Source organism: Bradyrhizobium lablabi (genome assembly GCF_900141755.1).
Lineage (GTDB): Bacteria > Pseudomonadota > Alphaproteobacteria > Rhizobiales > Xanthobacteraceae > Bradyrhizobium > Bradyrhizobium lablabi_A.
Genome location: NZ_LT670844.1, coordinates 377006 through 393046 on the forward strand (window position 1 = coordinate 377006; position 16041 = coordinate 393046).

Below are 16041 nucleotides of genomic sequence, written 5' to 3' on the forward strand. Positions count from 1 at the left end.
TCTTTCCGGTGAAGGGGCCGCGCAAACGCGCATCGAGCGTCGCGGTCATCGACATCGGCTCGAACTCGGTGCGTCTCGTCGTCTACGAATCGTTGACGCGAAGCCTGGTCACGCTGTTCAACGAAAAAACCCTGTGCGGTCTCGGACGAGAGGTGCAGACCACCGGGCTATTGGCGCCCGACGCCGTCGCCAAGGCGTTGACGTCGCTGCGGCGGTTTCGCGCGCTGTGCAAAGTGATGAAAGTCGGCCGGGTCTACGCGATCGCCACCGCCGCGTGCCGCGATGCCACCAACGGCCCGGATTTCATTGCCAAGGCCGAACGCATCTGCGGCGTCAAAATAGAAATCCTCTCGGGTCCGCGCGAAGCGAAATTATCCGCCTTCGGCGTCATCTCCGGCATTCACAAGCCGGACGGGATCGTCGGCGATCTCGGCGGCGGTTCGCTGGAACTGGTCGACGTTCGCGGCAACCGGGTTCATAGCGGCGTCACGTTGCCGCTCGGAAGCCTCGCGCTGCAGGATCTGTCGCACAAATCCTTGAAGCGCGCCGAGCGCATCGTCAAAACCGAGCTTTCCGATGTTGCCCAGCTCTCGGCCGGCCGCGGCCGTGTGTTCTACGCGGTCGGTGGAACGTGGCGCGCGCTGGCGCGCATCCACATCATCCAGAGCGAATACCCGCTGCGAGTGATGCATGGCTATTCGATACCGGCCCAGGACGCACTCGATTTCGCGCAGCGCCTGCGGCGCCTGGTAACGGCGAATATGTTGGCCAATATCGAGGTCGTTGCCGATGCGCGGCGGCCGCTATTGGCCTACGCTGCCCTCGTTCTCGAACAAATCATCCGGGTCGCGAAGCCGAAAACCATTGTGTTTTCGACCTTCGGCGTACGTGAAGGCCTGCTCTACGAGAAGCTGCCGCCGGCCGAGCGCGCCAAGGACGGATTGTTTGGCGCCGTTCAAGAGCTCAACGGACTGTTGTCGCGATCCGCGCGTCATGCCCAGGAATTGACGGAATGGACCGATCGCCTGGTGCGGGTCGTGCATTTGCGGGAAACCGACGAGGATCGCCGCCTGCGCCATGTCGCTTGCCTGTTGTCGGATATCGGCTGGCGGGTACATCCCGATCACCGCGGCGAGGAAACGCTCAGTCTCATCATCAATGGCAATTTCGGCTCGATCAGCCATCAAGGCCGGGCGTTTGTCGCATTGTCGGTGTTCTACCGTTATGCGGGCTTGAGCGAACAGAACGAACCGCCGGCTATCATTCGTGAGTTGGTGCTGCCGGCCATGATCGAGCGTGCGCGCCTGCTCGGCGCCGCGTTCCGCGTCGCCCATCTGATATCGGCGGCGCGGCCGGGCGTGTTGCCGGCGACCCACTTCCGAACCCAGGGCCGCAAGCTGATGCTGGTGTTCGAGCACCGGATGGTCGATATCGTCGCCGACCGCGTCGGCAGCCGCTTCAAGCAGCTGGCGCGGCTGGTCGGCCGCTCCGGGTCGATCGAAAGGCGCTAGGCCAGTCCAGCGCAATTTTCTCTGATTCAATTTTCAAACAGCCACGATGCGCAAGGTTTTGACATCGTCATTGCGAGCGCAGCGAAGCAATCCAGCTTTGGCGCCGCGAAACAGGAAGCTGGATTGCTTCGTCGCAAGTGCTCCTCGCAATGACGACTGGAAACAGTTTCGCATTCCCGCGGCGCAATGCGCCCGAGGTTTGCCTCATCTTTCACCCTCCTGGAAAGTAGAGGGCGCAGGGAAAGCCGGATGCGCGCTGCACCCGCGGTCTCGCGTGCAAAATGCAATATAGAAGACGCACACGAGCATACAGGTTCAGCGGAGGCAATCCGGCCTTCCCTGCACGATGGTTTACGGCTTACTTCGTGCTCTCCCCGGCGACCGGGCTCTTTTGCCACCGTCATCCGTGGAAGTGACTTCCACGAACTTGACACCAGCGTCGGGGTGTCAGGACCACACGACTTCGCCGTCCGCTTAAGCGCTGTTCGTCAATAGCGCTGCTGCGTCCACCGCATCCCGCCCCGCGTCCGTGACGATCGCGATACGCCCCTCGAGAGGAACGAGACGGCGCAGTTGTAAAAGTGTTTTGGGGCAAACGAGAACAAATTTCTTTTTGCAGGGAGGACTGGACAGGGCAAATCAGCTTGATCCGAAAGGAGAATTTTTGCTCAATTGAAATTGCTGTGAAAGCCGGAATTGAGGTCAAATGGCATCGCTGATTTGCCCGTCGGGCGATCGATGGCGCTACGTTCGCTCTTTCCCCGCTATGGCCGAACCGTGAGTTGAATTAAGTGCACTGGACTGCACCCCTGGAACGAGACACGATAATTTCTGTGACAGTGCGGTTGCCATGATGCGTTATCGTGGTTTGTTTTGCGCGAACGCGGTTTCGAACTCAAGGGGCGATTGGTACCCGAGCGCCGAGTGCAACCGGTCCTTGTTGTAGACTTCTGCGATGAAGCTATTGATTCGGCGGCGGGCGTCACTGAGGTCGGCGAAGGCCTTGCCGTCGATCTCTTCGGTCTTCAGCGTCTTCATGAAGCTCTCGGCCTTGGCGTTGTCGAAGGGATTGCCCGGTCTGCTCATGCTGATGGTGATGTCGCGATCGGCCAGCCGTTGGCGATAGGCGATGGAGGCGTATTGCACCCCGCGATCGGAGTGATGGATCAGGCTGCCGGGTTGCGGCTTTCGGGCATCGATGGCTGTCTCCAGCGCGGCGATGGCGAGTGAGGCATCGAGCGTGTTCTCAAAAGCCCAGCCCACGGCCTTGCGCGAGAAGGCGTCGAGAATGACGGCGAGATAGGCGAAGGCTCTGGCGAGATGCACATAAGTGATGTCGGCGACCCAGATTTGATCAGGCGCTGACGGAACAAGGCCGCGCACCAGATTGGGCACGATGAGAAAGGCCGAGGGGCGGTCGGCTGGTGGCTTCAGGAACGGCGCCTTGCGCTGGGCCAGGAGATTGTCCTCGCGCATAAGCCGCTGAACTTTCTTGGCATTCACCACCATGCCCTGCCGTCTGAGGGCCGCTGTCACCCGCCTATAGCCATAGAAGCGGTGCTTGAGGCAAATGCGCTGGATAACGTCGCGCAACTCGCACTCAGCCGCCTCACCGCTGCGTCCGGCAAGGTGCCGGTAATACGTCGCGCGCGGCAGGCCTGCGAGCCTGCACAGGTGCAGCACATCGGCGTGCGAACCGGCCGCTTCTAGCGTCATGGCTTCAATAACTTCGATGATGCGGATGCGGGTTTGCCTTGCGCTGCCGGCCGCTCCAAGGCGCGCAAGGCTTTTCGAAAAAAATCGATGTCCAGTTGCTGGCGGCCCACCAGCCGTTCAAGCTCGGCGATGCGCGCGCTCGCCTGGGCGAGCGCAGAGCGTTTTTTGTCATCCGCCTGTAGCGGCCTGAGCCTGCGGGGGCCAGGCTTGGGCCCGCGCTTGCGATTCAACCCCTCAGGCCCATGGGCCTTCCACGCCTTGATCCAGTCATGCAGAAGCTTGCGCGATATCCCAAGCTTGCGGGCCACAGGCAGAACGCCTTCGCCTCCTTCAGCAAGCTTGATCGCCTTCAATTTGTACGCCGTCGGAAACTGACGGATCTTTCCTTTTGCTGCCACAGGTCATCCTCGAAATGCCTGTCACAGAAATTATCGTGTCTCGTTCCAGGGGTGCAGTCCAGCACCGTCACCGTAATTCCCCAAAGAACTCCACCGCGCCCGTTTCGAGATTGTACATTGCGCCTGTGATCTTGATGGTACCCTTGGCCTCCAACTCCGCCAGGACGGGGCTGTCTTTCCGAATGTTCGCGACAGTCATCTCGACATTCTTCCGCGCGACAGCATCCACGAAGGCGTAGTTCTTCGCCGACCGGTCGCCTGTATAGGACGTCGCCTGCACCGCAGGTTTGATCTTAGCCAGCAATCCCGTAAGATTGCCCAGCTCTGCGTTGTCAATCGCCCCTTTGATCGCGCCACAGGCGGTGTGCCCCATGACGAGCACGACTTTGGCGCCGGCGAGTTTGCACGCGAACTCCAGGCTGCCCAGAATGTCGGCGCTCTCGACGTTGCCGGCGACCCGGCAGTTGAAGATGTCGCCGATGCCGAGGTCCATGATGACCTCGGCCGGGGCGCGCGAGTCGATGCAGCTGAGTAGCGCCGCTGCGGGATATTGTCCCGAGGCGCTTGCCTTCTGTTCGCGAAGATAATTGCGTTCCTTCCTTTCGCCCTTCCGAAAGCGCGTGTTTCCGTTCTTCATTGCCTGGATGATTTGATCCGGCGTCAACTTGTCGCGTAGTTCCTTGGTAAGAGCGTCCGCGCGTGCCCGGTCCGCGAGGAAGAGGCTGCTCCCGCCAATTCCGACCGCAGCCGCTGCGCCCGTCATCTTGAGGAAATTCCGGCGGGCCAAACAATTGCAGTCCCGAGGATGTCCTGGCTTGTGGTGCACGGGCGATCTCCCCTTCCATAACTATATTTTTCAAGCAACGTGCCGCGAATCCTATTTTTGATCGGTGTTCGTGACAAGGTGTCACAAGCAAACGACGAGGCAAATCTATAATTCAGAATGGAGCTCGGCTGGCAAACCTCAACTAAGATGCAGAGGCTGCTTCCGCACGGGCACGGAAGGAGACATGGTCGGGCGCGTTGCAAAGCGCCGAAGTGCGCTGTTTGAGCAATGCTCGACAGGTCTATAACCGGTTCGATAGACTGAAGAGGGGTTTTGTCCGACCTGAGCCCGACGATGTCTGAAACGATTATGCGACGAATATGGCAAGCCATAAAACGATGGCGCTGGCGGGCCCTGGCTTTGGCGGTGGCGATGCCCTTGGCAATCGCCGTGTTTAGCTGGTTCGGCGTCACCACCCCCGATCGGACAGCAGAGCAGTCATTCATGTCCCGCGCCGAAGCTCGCCACCAAGGCGCGGTAACCGTTCGCGCGGCGGTTTTGACCGACGACGAAGGCCAGCGCTACTTCGGCGCGTCTCTGGCCGACCATGGCATTCAGGCGATCTGGCTGGGCGTGGACAACGCCGGTGAATCCGAGCTGGAGTTTCTGCCGATCGTCACCGACCCGAACTACTTTTCGGAAGCGGAGGTGGAACAGCTTCTTCACGCATGGTGGCGAGGCAGCGCCAATGCGTCCACCAAGGCCGCCGTCGCGCAGGCTCCCATGCCGGATATCATCCCGCAGAGGCAAGCCGCGGCGGGCTTTGTCTTTACGCACCGTGAAGGTGGCTTGAAATTGTTTGGCGTGGGGTTCGAAACCGGCAGTGAGGAACTGCTGTTCAGGTTCGCCCTCCCGGTCCGCGGCGGGTCCTATGCGATCGAGAAAGTTGATTTCAGCAACATCTATCCGCCCGGATCGGTCGAGGATATCGATCTGGCGACGCTGCGCGAAAGGCTAGCGAAGCTACCGTGCTGCACCACCAATAAGAGCGGCACAGATAACGGTGATCCGCTCAATATCGTCGTCGTCGGGCACGGACTCGACGCACTTTTCTCATTCATCGGGCGCGGATGGAGGCTCGACGAGCCGTTCGATCTTCACAGCGTTTATCGGACTATTCAAGCTTTCCTGTTCCGCAGCGAATATCTCAACGCACCGGTCAGCCCGCTGCATGTTTTCGGACGCCAGCAGGAAGTCGCATTGCAGAAGGCGCGCAACACCGTGAGCCTTCGCAATCATCTACGGCTGTGGCTCGCTCCGTTCACGGTCGGTGGGCAGCAGGTCTGGGTGGGCCAAATCAGCCGCGACATCGGCATCAAGCTGACCACGCAAGTCTGGTATCTGACCACGCATCGGATTAGCCCGGCCGTCGACCAGGACCGCTTCTATCTGCTGCAGGACCTGATCATGTCCGGGGCCGTTTCGCGCTTCGGCTTTGTGCAGGGCGTTGGTGTATCGTCCACGCCAGATCCGCGCGTCAATCTCGGTGGAGACCCGTATCTGACCGATGGCCTTCGGCTCGTTCTGTTCCTCGGCACGCCGCGACGGGCCTTCGATCAAATCGAGTTTCTCGACTGGGAGCATCCTCGCCCGTAGAGCGACCTCGCCCGGTTCGGCTTCAGCGGGCACTGGTCGCGATCGTCGCGCGCGGTCCCGGCGGCGGCTCTCGCATCAGCGAACAAGTTCGGACCTGTCGTCTAGGCCAATTACGGTCACAGTGCACTCAATTCGGCTCCGCGGTTTCCCAGGACACCGTGCACCATCGCCCGCATCTTCAGCACCATGTGATCCAGCGCGGCAATGGCCGCGTGTGGCGCAAGTTGTAAGACTGCAAAGTTGCGATTTTAGCGCGTCCCACAGCAATTTTTAATATTACGAGCAATTACAGATATTTCGAAGGATTTATCGGTATGTACATTGTGGAAACAGACCGAATCTTTGAGGGTAATTAGTTTGGGGCCGGACGATCAAATCGAGTGGCATCAGCGACATCCTGATGCACGTCATCCATTTTTAGTTAAACGGATGTCTTGGGCTTGGTTCTCTGCTGAGCTCGTTCGTATTCAACCAACGGAATTGGGTTACCGAGTGAAGGGAGATGCAGCTTATTTAGCGCTGCATGATTTTGTTCGCTCCGATGGGGAGACGACTATGAACGGAGGGAGCCGTTCGACGCTTACTGACGTCCGAGATAAATTAACGTTCGTACCGATCGGATCTTCCGCCGAAGGTTGGAATCGTTTCAAAGGCCGGGTGTCGTCGGTCTTTGCAGTTCATCTCGCCCCTCCCAGATCAGATCACGACGCAAGCGATATCTCAAATATTCCTCCATCTTTGTATTTCGAAAATAACAATCTCAAAGCGACGCTCCTAAAACTCCAAAGCGTCTTAGATGGCTCGGGCATAGACGACCACGCGTATGCGCAGACGCTCGGGCTGTTGCTTTTGTGGGAACTACGGCACGCCGCTGACCCACAGTCCCCGCAACTGAAACCGCTACGCGGAGGTTTAACTGCATTTCAACTAAGGCGCATCAAAGAGTTTGTTGATGCTCACACTACGAAAGAAATCGGGATATCCGATCTAGCGAACTTGGTAGGACTGAGCCAGTTCCACTTAATTCGAGCGTTTAAAAATTCCGTTGGGCTTTCACCCTATCAGTACGTTCTGTCCGCGCGGATCAGCGCTGCAAAAGAGCTGTTGTCGAACAGCGATCGATCGATTGCCGACGTCGCGCTCGCGGTGGGATTTACCGATTCATCCCAACTGAACCGCGTATTTCTAAAATTGATTGGAGTTACGCCAACGGCCTTTCGGCGCGAGAATGGCTTGGGTTGAACACGAACAAACTCGGCAGAGAACCACGACCAGGACATCCGCTTAACTAGAAATGGATGGTGCGCATCAGGGTATCGTTGATGCAACTCGAGTTCAGCGTCCGGCCTCAAACTAATTCCCCTCAAAGATTCCTTCTTTTCGCAAAGTACATACGGATAGCTTCTTCGAAATACCAATAATTGCTCGGAATATTAAAACTTGCCGTGAGACTGCGTTACTTGCGTCAAATAGCTTTTCTTGCGCCAAAATAATCCAACCGCTGATCGTCCTATTGTCGATCACAGTCCCGCATGGTGTCGTTCTGGCTCGATGGAATCCGCTGATTGCCAGCGTATCCCTGCTCCCCGCTAGTCACCGCGTTACCCGGCACCAGCCGGGTGAGCCGCAGAGGGCTCTTTATGCGCTATTTGCCGAAGCGTTTCCGCTTATTCTTTTCCGACGTCATCGAGCGATACAGGAACCAGAGGGCGCGGAAACGTTCGGGCCCTCTGTGGCGCGCGCTGAGGAGATTCAGAGACCGGGGGGCGTGGAAGACAACGGTTGAAAAGAATAATAGCGGGCCGATCTACGTGCTGAAGATGACCGCGATGGCCGTGACGGTGCCGGCTATCTTTCTGTTGGCCGCTTATTTCTTCATAAAATGGGACATCAGTTGCTCGCGCCGCAATGCGGACGGCCCAAAGATCGCAAATACGATCTCAATCTCGGGCTGTCTTTAGATGCCGATCAACGAATGGCTTAGCGCCGCCGGAATAATGATGCCCTTCGGCATCGGGATTTATCTTCCGCTTCTCAGCAGCAAACCGAACTGGACTATCCGGGCGATTACCGGCGTGATGCTCGCCATCTCGCTTTGCAATCTCGCGGCAGTCGTCACGAATGAGGCAAGACGCAATTGCACGACGATCCTTCATTGCGGCCTGAAGAAATAACGGTCAAGCATGTATTGCTCTGGCTTTTTGCGGTGGCGCTGTGGCTTGTGCTGTTTCCGGTCTATTATGGGCCAGCGCTGCTTTACAGCTGGATCAGGGGACGCGAGGTCAGGGTGTGGATGTTTACGGGCTATTGAATTCTAACGCCCGAGATCGTGACGTCTTTACCACCCGTGCTATCATTAAATCTGTTTTTTCGCTTCGCGGCGCTTCAGCTCGCGCTCGACCGCTTCGCGGACCGGATCGCATCTATATCGCGAATTTGCGCGCCGTTCCGTTGCCACCAGCGCCGCCGCCATAGGCGCCTCCGGAGACTGCCACGCCCGCGCCGCCGCTTGCCGTGGGGGTCGGGCCCGGCGCATCCGATCCATACATGACATTTGCCGAGCCGCCACCAGAGCCGCCGCCAGCCGCGCCGTTGGCGCCGAGATAGGCTGCGGCTGCAGCGCCCGCGGCAGTTACGCTGCCCGTCCCGGAATAGGCGCCGGCACAGATCAGAATTACGGTGACAGTGCACCGTAATTGTCGTCGGCCGCTCCGGGTCGATCGTCAGGCGTTGGAAGCGTTTTCAAACGAAGTGAAGACCGGTTCGCGCTAAGAAGACGCATCAAATCAAGAATCTGGAGCGTTTACCGGATCGATTACCGCCGGTCGGTCGATTGAACCGCCCCGGCGGTTGGCGGCAGCGCGAGTTTTTCAAGCTGCTGCAATTTGCGCTTCCGCCAGATCGATCCAACGATCAGAACGACCGCCGCGCCTAGCAGCGAGGCGATGTACTCGACGAGATCGCCGTCCACGCTGAAATGCGGCGATACGCCGAACACCGCCGACGTCGCGTCGAGATTGAACACGATCTGGCCGTCGAGCAGTTGTTTCAGCAACGGCTGCACCGCCGGATCGGTCGCGATCACCTCGCCCGCGATCCAGCCGAGCAGCGTCGCGCCGAGCCAGACCAGAATCGGAAACCGGTCAAGCACCATCATGATCAAGGCGGCGCCGGCGACGATCATGGGAATGCTGACGGCAAGCCCGAGGATCAATAGCGGCAGCTGGCCGTTCGCGGCGGCTGCGACCGCGATCACGTTATCCAGGCTCATCACGATGTCGGCAATCACGACAATCCGGATCGCGTGCCAAAGGCTGGTGCCCGCGGTAACGTCGTCGCCCTCATCTTCGGGGACCAGCAGCCTGGCGGCGATCACCAACAGCGCCAGCCCGCCGACCAGTTTCAGATAGGGCAGCACCATCAGCTTGGCGACGATGCCGGTGAATGCGATCAGGAGCACCACCGCGATGCCGGCACCGATCACCATGCCCCACAGCCGCTGCCGCGGCGCGAGACCGCGGCAGGCCATCGCGATCACAAGCGCATTGTCGCCGGACAACAATACGTTGATCCAGATGATCTTGCCGACCGCCAGCCAGAAGGCCGGCGTCTGCATGTCGGTCTGGATTTGAGCGAAGAACGCGCCGGTATTTGCGGGATCAACGACCTGCAACAGCCAATTCACGATAGCCTACCCCTTCGGCTAAACCGGCCGTCCCCCGCGCACCACCGGCACTATCAATCAGCCGACGATTTCGTTGCCGGAGAAAAACTGGGCGATCTCGATCGCCGCGGTCTCCGGCGCATCGGAGCCGTGCACCGAGTTCTCGCCGATCGACTTGGCGTGCAGCTTGCGGATCGTTCCGTCAGCCGCCTTGGCCGGATCGGTCGCGCCCATCACGTCGCGGTGCTTGAGCACGGCGCCCTCGCCTTCCAGCACCTGAACCACCACCGGGCCGGAGGTCATGAAATCCACCAGCTCGCCGAAAAACGGCCGCGCCTTGTGGACGGCGTAGAAGGTCTCGGCCTGCTCGCGCGTCATCCGGATGCGCTTCTGGGCGACGATGCGAAGCCCCGCCTTCTCGATCAGCGCATTGATCGCGCCCGTCAGATTGCGCGCGGTCGCGTCGGGCTTGATAATCGAAAAGGTGCGTTCAATCGCCATGATTTCGTCCTTGCAAAGCGTGGGTTTTCAGGAGTTGCCGGGCTTATATCGGCGCCATCCGCGAACGGCAAGCGATCAGGCGCTATCCGCCGGACCCGCGGACGGCAAAGGATTAAGCGAATTACAACAATTTCACCGAGATGAACCCTCTCTGACACCGGCGTCCCGGTTTCGTTCACCTTCGCGGGCGTAGGCTGTGATCAACCCAAACGCCAAGCGGATTTCGCGGGCGTTGGTAGCGCAGTTTCACCGACGGCGCCGGTGGCGCCGAACCTTGAGGAGACGATCATGTTTCGTAAACTCTCGCTCGTTGCAGTTGCCGCGGCTTCGCTGGGTGTGGCCGCGCTGGCGCCGACCTCCGCCTCCGCCTGGGGCGGCTGGCACGGTGGTTGGCATCACGGTTGGGGCTGGGGCCCCCACTTCCACGTCGGCGGCCCGGTCTATTATGGTCCGGCTTACAGTTATGGTTACGGCGACTGCTATGTACGGCGACTGGTCCCGACGCCGTGGGGCCCCCGCTGGCGCCTGGTCAATCGCTGCTACTGATCTGAATGGTCCAGTTTCTGGCGTGCAAAGCCCCAGCCTCTTGGCCGGGGCTTTTTCGTTCCCTGGTTCGATCAAATGGAACCGACCGTTGCTTGCGTTATAGGCATGCCGATCGTTGTGGTAGCGGAAACAAATCACCCCCCAAATGACTTATCTCGGCATCTGAAGAATCTTGGACAACGAGCAAACAATGATGGGTAAGTGGACTGCCGACAACAGCGAACAGATCGACGGCAAGACCAGCCGATCGATCTGCGACGCCATCGGCGAACGGCTGCAGCAGAGCCTGCGCCCGGACACGTCGCGCCTGTCGTCCCGCCTCCAGCATCTGATGGACGAATTGCGCCGGCGCGACGGTGGCGACCGCTTCGGGTCGTCAAGGTAACAGTAACGAAGTTTCGGCTTTTGGCGTTTCCGGAGACGAATATTTCGCGCACAAACCGGTTGCGTTTGGCGACGGCACCGGTGACAACGCCGCATGCTTTCAATCACCGAAATCTCGGTCCGGATTGCCGGACGGCTTTTGATCGATCATGGCACAGCCCAGATCGTGCCCGGCGCGCGGGTCGGTCTGGTCGGCCGCAACGGCGCCGGTAAATCGACGCTGTTCCACGCCATTCGCGGCGAGCTGCCGACCGAGACCGGCAGCATCGCCATTCCGCCGCGCTGGCGCGTCGGCAGCCTGGCACAGGAAGCGCCGAACGGGCCGGAAAGTCTGCTCGAAATCGTGCTCAAGGCCGACCTCGAGCGCGACGCCCTGCTGCGCGAAGCCGACACCGCCCATGACCCCCACCGGATCGCGGAGATCCAGACCAGGCTCGTCGACATCGACGCCCATTCGGCGCCCGCCCGCGCTGCCGCGATCTTAAGCGGCCTCGGGTTTTCGACCGCCGATCAGTCAAGGCCATGCCAGGAATTCTCCGGCGGCTGGCGGATGCGGGTTGCGCTCGCCGCGACCCTGTTCGCGGCGCCCGACCTTCTGCTGCTGGACGAGCCGACCAACTATCTCGATCTCGAAGGCACGCTGTGGCTTGAAGACCATCTGGCGAATTATCCGCGCACCGTCATCGTCATCAGCCATGACCGCGATCTGCTCGACACTTCGGTGGACCAGATCCTGCATCTCGACCGCGGCAAGCTGACGCTCTATCGCGGCACTTACTCCTCCTTCGAGGAGCAACGCGCCACCCGCGAAATGCTCGACGCCAAGCACGCCAAGCGGCAGGAGGCGGAGCGCAAGCGCCTGCAGGCCTTCGTCGACCGCTTCAAGGCCAAGGCCTCGAAAGCCCGCCAGGCCCAGTCGCGGGTGAAAATGCTGGAAAAGATGAAACCGGTCTCGGCGCTGGTGACGCAGGACGTGCGCGAGATCACCTTCCCGGCGCCGGAAAAAATGCTGTCGCCGCCGATTATCGCCGTCGACAATGTTTCGGTCGGTTACGATCCGAAGCATCCGGTGCTGAACCGTGTCACCTTGCGGATCGACAATGATGACCGCATCGCGTTGCTCGGCTCCAACGGCAATGGCAAATCGACGCTGGTCAAACTGCTCGCCAATCGGCTGGCGCCGTTTTCGGGCTCGATCACGCGCGCGGACAAGCTTTCCATCGCCTATTTCGCGCAGCACCAGCTCGACGAATTGAACGAAGACGGGTCGCCCTATGACCACGTCCGCAAGCTGATGCCGGATGCCCCGGAGACCAAAGTGCGGGGGCGCACCGGTGCGATCGGTTTTTCCGGCAAGGCCGGCGACACGCTGGTCAAGAGCCTGTCCGGTGGCGAAAAGGCACGGCTGTTGCTGGGGCTAGCGACCTTCTTCGGCCCCAACATGATCATCCTCGACGAGCCGACCAACCATCTCGACATCGACAGCCGCGCAGCACTTGCCGAAGCGATCAACGAATTTCCAGGCGCCGTCATCATGGTCTCGCACGACCGCTATCTGATCGAAGCCTGCGCCGATCAATTATGGGTCGTCGCCGATCATGCGGTGACGAGCTATGACGGCGACCTCGACGATTACCGGCGGATGGTGCTGTCGTCGCGCGGCATGCGCACCAGTTCACGCGACCGCGCCGGCAACGAACGCGGGAACGGCCGCGACAAGCCACAGCGTGGCAGGAGCGAAAAGCGCATTCCCTTGAAGCAGAAGATTTCGGACGCCGAAGCCGAGATCGCGCGCATCAACGGCATCATCTCGAAAATCGATACCGCGCTGGCGCTGCCGGACTTGTTCAAGCGCGACCCCAAGCAGGCGGCGCAACTCGCCAAGGCGCGGGCCGGTGCGGCGAGCGCCTTGCTGCGCGCCGAGGAAGAATGGCTGGCGGCGAGCTCGCAATATGACGACGCGGCCGGCTGAGTCACCTTAGCCGCAAAGCGCGCGGTGCAAAGATCAGGTCGCCGCCGGTTTCTTCTTCGCCTTGGGCTTGGCGATCTTCGGCTGCACCGGCGCTTGAGGCGAGCCCTCGATCGAGGTCAGCCGTCCTGCCGTGAAGGTATAGATCCCGGCGCGCTGACCTTGCGTATAGGTGATGACCGCCACCCGATCGCCGCGCCCGTTGTTGGAAATGCTGACGTTGCCGGGCGCGCCGATGCCGCGCACGACGTCGCATTCGGCATGGCCGAGCGCCACCGTTCCCGTGGTCGAGGGGACCGGCGGCGCGCTGGCAACGCCATCGGTCAACGCGTTAGCGTCGGCCGGCCCAGCGGGCGGCGCCATTCCCGGGCAATACCCCTCCGCGCTCACGAGATCTTCCGCCGTCACCGGCTTGTTGGGCGACAGCGGCGGCGCTTCAATGTTTCGGATGAACAGCCTGCCCGAGCGCGAGAACCATTCCGCATCCTTCGACAATAGATCGGACTGAAACATGTCGGCCGTGCCCGAGCAGCCCGCCATCACCGGGGCCAGCAGCAGCAACGCCAACAGTCGTTTTCGCTGAGTGCTCTTGTCTCGCACGATAAGTTACGTTCCCACCCCGTCCGGTCGTATGACCGCCAAAGTATCAGCGGTTTGGCGAAAAGATGATGCGCCGATCCAAAAATTCAGCGCGCGGTCCGACGCAAAACCGGTTCCCGGCTTTGCTGACCGCGCTCTAAGCATTTGTCCCACCATCACTTTGCGGCACGACCGTGGCTGTGCGCAAGCACGCCGTCCGAAACCCCAAGAATATCATTAATTGCCTGATATCGCTAATCCCGCCGCTGCCAGCGGCCTCGCTCGTCGGCCTGCCAATAGGTAACCTCGAACCCCCGCGCCTTGCAGTCGGTCCAGGCCCGCCTCGCCGCGGCGAGCGCATCGGTGTCGTCGCCGTTGAACACCAGAACCATCCGGTCGTAGGCGTCCGCATCCGCCGGCAAGCCGGCATTGTCGATCAGAAACCTGACATTGGCCCGGTTCGGGTTGGCCTCCTCCACCACCAGGACGATCGGCTGATCCTCCGCATCGCCCGAGCGCCAGGTTGCGTGCGGCAAAAACGAATCGTCGCGATAGGTCCATAAATGTGAGTCGAGCGCCTCCGTGCGCTCCTGCGACGTCGACTGCACCACGACCCGCCAGCCGCGCTCGAGCGATTTCTCGAGCAAAGGCGGCAAGACGCTTTCGAGCGACATGTTCTGCAGATGGTAGAACAGGACTTCCGTCATCCGGCGTTCTGCTATTTCTCAACTATTTCTTGGCTTCGTAATATTCGGCGACCAGCCGCTCGAGCAGCCGAACGCCGAACCCCGAACCCCAGCTTTGATTGATGTCGTTTTTCGGCGCGCCCATCGCCGTTCCCGCGATGTCGAGATGGGCCCATGGCGTGTCATCGACGAAGCGCTGCAGGAATTGGGCGGCGGTGATCGAACCGCCGTTGCGGCCGCCGGTGTTCTTCACGTCGGCAAACTGCGAATCGATCTGCTTGTCGTATTCCGGGCCGAGCGGCATGCGCCAGAGCCGTTCGCCGGTCGCCTGCCCGACCTTGGTCAGCCGCTCGGCCAATTCATCGTTGTTGGAAAAAAGGCCAGCATATTCGGTGCCGAGCGCCACCAAGATCGCGCCGGTTAACGTCGCGAGATCGACCATGAATTTCGGCTTGAACTTCTTCGCCACGTACCAGAGCACATCCGCCAGCACCAGGCGGCCTTCGGCATCGGTATTGATGATCTCGATGGTCTGCCCGGACATCGAGGTCACGATATCGCCGGGGCGCTGGGCGTTGCCGTCGGGCATGTTTTCGACGACGCCGATGGCGCCGACCGCATTGACCTTTGCCTTGCGCGCCGCAAGCGCCTGCATCAGTCCGACGACGCAGGCAGCACCGCCCATGTCGCCCTTCATGTCCTCCATATTGGCGGCGCCCTTGATGGAAATGCCGCCGGTGTCGAAACAAACGCCCTTGCCGATAAAGGCTACCGGCTGATCGCCGCGCTTGCCGCCGTTCCAGCGCATGATCACGGTGCGGCCGGGCTGCGTCGAGCCCTGGGCAACACCGAGCAGCGCGCCCATGCCGAGTTTTTTCATGGCCTTGACGTCGAGGATCTCGACGTCGACGCCGAGCTTGCGAAGTTGCGCGGCGCGGCGCGCGAATTCCGCGGGGTAGAGCACGTTCGGAGGCTCGTTCACCAGCTCGCGGGCCATGATGACGCCATCGACGATGTGAGCGTCGGGCGCGAACGCTTTTCGCGCCGCTGCGACGTCGCCGACCGCGATTGAAACCTCCGCCCGCAAGGCGGCGTCCTCGCCCTCCTTCTTCTTCGTCTTGTAGCGGTCGAATTTATAGACGCGCAGCCGCACCCCGGCGGCGACCGCGGCCGCTTGCTCCGGCGTCATCGCCGCATCGGGCAATTCCGCGATGATGGTCGCAGCGTCATTACCTGCACGCAGCTTGCCGGCTGCCGCGCCGCCGAGCTTGAAATAATCATTGTCCTTGAGGGCCGAGACCTTGCCGGCGCCGACCACGATCAGACGCGAAACCTTGAGCCCCTGCGGCGCCAGAATGTCGAGCGCGGACCCGCTCTTGCCCTTGAATTGGTTGGTTTCCGCCGCCCGCCTGACCAGATCGGCCGCAGCCCCCAGCGTTTTGCGGGTCGCGGCGCCGAACTTCAACGTATCGTCGCAAAACACCACGAGAATGCCGCGCGGGGCGGCGGAAAACGGGGCGAAGCCGACCTTGACGGCGTCGGACATAGGAAAATCCTCCAAAACTTAGGGGCTGTCGCTGGTCGGGAACCCGCCGGGCGGCTTTGAAATGTTCTCTTCGGCAGTGATTCACGTCCGTCAAGAGCAGGGTGCTGGGTACTATGACC

16 protein-coding genes are annotated in these 16041 nt (G+C 60.7%); 8 read left to right on the plus strand and 8 right to left on the minus strand.

All coding sequences use genetic code 11. The annotated features are described in order from the left end of the window. Positions 1–8: 8 nt before the first annotated feature. Positions 9–1511: an exopolyphosphatase gene (ppx, locus tag B5526_RS01760; RefSeq protein WP_079536388.1), complete on the plus strand. Its 1503-nt coding sequence runs from the start codon at positions 9–11 to the stop codon at positions 1509–1511. An 858-nt stretch (positions 1512–2369) separates the two neighbouring features. On the opposite strand, the gene B5526_RS01765 is transcribed toward ppx, so the two are convergent. The 3 genes from B5526_RS01765 to B5526_RS01775 form a co-directional block, all read right to left on the minus strand. Then, complete coding sequence (locus B5526_RS01765; RefSeq protein ID WP_079536390.1) at positions 2370–3227, minus strand: IS3 family transposase; 858 nt, start codon at positions 3225–3227, stop codon at positions 2370–2372. After that, complete coding sequence (locus B5526_RS01770; protein ID WP_079536392.1) at positions 3224–3625, minus strand: helix-turn-helix domain-containing protein; 402 nt, start codon at positions 3623–3625, stop codon at positions 3224–3226. The genes B5526_RS01765 and B5526_RS01770 overlap by 4 nt, the downstream gene beginning before the upstream one ends. Positions 3626–3692: 67 nt before the next feature. After that, on the minus strand, positions 3693–4451 hold the full coding sequence (locus B5526_RS01775; protein ID WP_283807591.1) for a carbonic anhydrase family protein: 759 nt from the start codon (positions 4449–4451) through the stop codon (positions 3693–3695). A 294-nt stretch (positions 4452–4745) separates the two neighbouring features. Here B5526_RS01775 and B5526_RS01780 point away from each other — a divergent pair, with 294 nt between their 5' ends. The 4 genes from B5526_RS01780 (at position 4746) to B5526_RS39350 (ending at position 8358) form a co-directional block, all read left to right on the plus strand. Further along, positions 4746–6047: an LssY C-terminal domain-containing protein gene (locus B5526_RS01780; RefSeq protein WP_079536395.1), complete on the plus strand. Its 1302-nt coding sequence runs from the start codon at positions 4746–4748 to the stop codon at positions 6045–6047. Positions 6048–6368: 321 nt separating this feature from the next. Then, positions 6369–7289, plus strand: coding sequence for a helix-turn-helix domain-containing protein (locus B5526_RS01785; protein WP_244562174.1), 921 nt, complete (start codon positions 6369–6371; stop codon positions 7287–7289). Positions 7290–8008: 719 nt separating this feature from the next. Further along, on the plus strand, positions 8009–8221 hold the full coding sequence (locus tag B5526_RS01790; protein ID WP_079536396.1) for a hypothetical protein: 213 nt from the start codon (positions 8009–8011) through the stop codon (positions 8219–8221). 14 nt (positions 8222–8235) lie between these two features. Further along, positions 8236–8358, plus strand: a complete 123-nt coding sequence (locus B5526_RS39350; protein WP_283807592.1) for a hypothetical protein — start codon at positions 8236–8238, stop codon at positions 8356–8358. 504 nt (positions 8359–8862) lie between these two features. On the opposite strand, the gene B5526_RS01795 is transcribed toward B5526_RS39350, so the two are convergent. After that, a complete protein-coding gene (locus B5526_RS01795; RefSeq protein ID WP_079536398.1) occupies positions 8863–9732 on the minus strand; it encodes a TerC family protein in 870 nt (289 codons plus the stop codon). Between the two features lie 57 nt (positions 9733–9789). Then, a complete protein-coding gene (gene ndk, locus B5526_RS01800) occupies positions 9790–10212 on the minus strand; it encodes a nucleoside-diphosphate kinase (protein ID WP_079536399.1) in 423 nt (140 codons plus the stop codon). A 288-nt stretch (positions 10213–10500) separates the two neighbouring features. Between ndk and B5526_RS01805 the strand changes: the two genes are divergently transcribed. From B5526_RS01805 to B5526_RS01815, 3 genes are all read left to right on the plus strand, one after another. Beyond that, positions 10501–10758 (plus strand): sulfur globule protein precursor, encoded by a 258-nt coding sequence (locus B5526_RS01805; protein ID WP_079544618.1) that lies wholly within the window; start codon positions 10501–10503, stop codon positions 10756–10758. Between the two features lie 190 nt (positions 10759–10948). Next, positions 10949–11143 carry a hypothetical protein gene (locus tag B5526_RS01810; RefSeq protein ID WP_079536401.1) on the plus strand — a complete coding sequence of 65 codons (195 nt, stop codon included), beginning with the start codon at positions 10949–10951 and terminating at the stop codon, positions 11141–11143. Positions 11144–11236: 93 nt separating this feature from the next. Then, positions 11237–13114 carry an ABC-F family ATP-binding cassette domain-containing protein gene (locus B5526_RS01815; RefSeq protein WP_079536403.1) on the plus strand — a complete coding sequence of 626 codons (1878 nt, stop codon included), beginning with the start codon at positions 11237–11239 and terminating at the stop codon, positions 13112–13114. Between the two features lie 33 nt (positions 13115–13147). Here B5526_RS01815 and B5526_RS01820 read toward each other — a convergent pair whose 3' ends face one another. From B5526_RS01820 to B5526_RS01830, 3 genes are all read right to left on the minus strand, one after another. Then, entirely contained in the window at positions 13148–13672 is a 525-nt protein-coding gene (locus B5526_RS01820) for a hypothetical protein (RefSeq protein ID WP_172842190.1), read from the minus strand. Positions 13673–13944: 272 nt separating this feature from the next. Then, a complete protein-coding gene (locus tag B5526_RS01825) occupies positions 13945–14397 on the minus strand; it encodes a DNA polymerase III subunit chi (RefSeq protein ID WP_079536404.1) in 453 nt (150 codons plus the stop codon). Between the two features lie 22 nt (positions 14398–14419). Further along, positions 14420–15922 carry a leucyl aminopeptidase gene (locus B5526_RS01830; protein ID WP_079536406.1) on the minus strand — a complete coding sequence of 501 codons (1503 nt, stop codon included), beginning with the start codon at positions 15920–15922 and terminating at the stop codon, positions 14420–14422. Positions 15923–16041 lie beyond the last annotated feature (119 nt).

Coding starts and splice junctions, on each gene's coding strand:
- B5526_RS01765 (WP_079536390.1), bottom strand. CDS start 3,227: ATGACGCTAGAAGCGGCCGGTTCGCACGCCGATGTGCTGCACCTGTGC.
- B5526_RS01780 (WP_079536395.1), top strand. CDS start 4,746: ATGTCTGAAACGATTATGCGACGAATATGGCAAGCCATAAAACGATGG.
- B5526_RS01790 (WP_079536396.1), top strand. CDS start 8,009: ATGCCGATCAACGAATGGCTTAGCGCCGCCGGAATAATGATGCCCTTC.
- ndk (WP_079536399.1), bottom strand. CDS start 10,212: ATGGCGATTGAACGCACCTTTTCGATTATCAAGCCCGACGCGACCGCG.
- B5526_RS01805 (WP_079544618.1), top strand. CDS start 10,501: ATGTTTCGTAAACTCTCGCTCGTTGCAGTTGCCGCGGCTTCGCTGGGT.
- B5526_RS01810 (WP_079536401.1), top strand. CDS start 10,949: ATGATGGGTAAGTGGACTGCCGACAACAGCGAACAGATCGACGGCAAG.
- B5526_RS01815 (WP_079536403.1), top strand. CDS start 11,237: ATGCTTTCAATCACCGAAATCTCGGTCCGGATTGCCGGACGGCTTTTG.
- B5526_RS01825 (WP_079536404.1), bottom strand. CDS start 14,397: ATGACGGAAGTCCTGTTCTACCATCTGCAGAACATGTCGCTCGAAAGC.
- B5526_RS01830 (WP_079536406.1), bottom strand. CDS start 15,922: ATGTCCGACGCCGTCAAGGTCGGCTTCGCCCCGTTTTCCGCCGCCCCG.